This is a genomic window from Luteibacter sp. P4_E6, assembly GCF_056401535.1.
This window is the reverse complement of record NZ_JBFUJE010000818.1, coordinates 1-1,260: the sequence shown is the minus strand read 5'-3', so window position 1 is coordinate 1,260 and position 1,260 is coordinate 1. Positions and strand designations below refer to the sequence as shown.

Sequence of the window (1,260 nt, the reverse complement as noted above, 5' to 3'; positions counted from 1 at the left end):
ACGATGCGCTGGGCAACGTGGCGACCAGCACGTCGGGTGCGGTCGGCTGGACCTTCGGACGCAACAGGCGAGGCCTGCTCACCAGCGAAACCCTCTCGGTCGATGGCCACAACTGGACGCTGGCTTACGGCTACGATGCTAACGGGGCCCAAAGCGCGACCACCTATCCCGATGGAGAATTCGTCCCCTATAACCCCGACGCGATCGGTCGTCCCACGATCGTCGGAAGCTATGTGTCGAACCTGTCGCTCTTCAGGGATGGGACGATCCAGTTCTACCTGATGGGCAGCGGTGCGACCTATGTCGGCACCAAGAACCTGCGCGACACGTTCGGCAATTTCGCATTCAGGCAGAGCGGTACGACACCCGTCATTTCCGAGAATATCGCGTACGACGCCAACGGCAACGTCACACAGCTTACCGACATCGCGACGAACAATCAGCGCACCAGGTCCATGGCGTACGACGGCATGGATCGCCTCGTTACGGCCGCGGCGGGCAATCTGTGGGGGACTGAGTCGTATACCTACGACACGCTCAACAACCTTCGAAGCCTGACAAACAGTTCGGGAACCAACACGTACAACTACGACGGTTTTAACCTGCTTACCTCGATCACCAACAACGGCGTGCCTCAGCATACCTTCCGCTATGACGCACGTGGCAATACGGTCGCCAAGGACGCGCAGATCCTCAACTTCGACCTGGCGAACCAGCTGACTTCGATCGACGGCAAAGGCACGTATACCTACGATGCCGCCGGTCGTCGTGTAAAGAAGATGACGCCAGCTGGCACGACGTACTACGCGTACAGCAGCAGCGGTCAACTGATGTGGGACTTCGATGCCGCAACGGGGAACGGCACCGACTACATCTATCTCGCCGGAAAGCTCATAGCTGGCCACCGGCCGGCAGCTGCGGGTGGAATCTCTTACTACTATACGAACCTGCAAGGATCGGTACTCGCTACAACCGACGTATTGGGCAATTCCCGTTCGTCCAACGACTATCGCCCTTACGGCGAGAGCGCTCTTGGCATACCCGTTGCCGGCCCTGGATTCACGGGCCACGTCAATGATAGTGACGTTGACCTRGTGTATATGCAGGCGCGCTATTACGATCCGAGTGTGGGGCGGTTCATGAGTATCGATCCGGTCACTCCAGCTGCTGGAAATCGGGCGAATTTCAATCGTTTCGCCTATGCTAGTAATAACCCTGTCAAGAACACCGATCCGAATGGACAAGCCTCGGTCGGAGAGA

Annotated in this window: 1 protein-coding gene; it reads left to right on the top strand. The window is 58.1% G+C overall.

The annotated features are described in order from the left end of the window. On the top strand, positions 1 to 1,260 hold a 1,260-nt coding region (locus tag AC1DT2_RS23750), incomplete at both ends, for an RHS repeat-associated core domain-containing protein (RefSeq protein ID WP_477299144.1).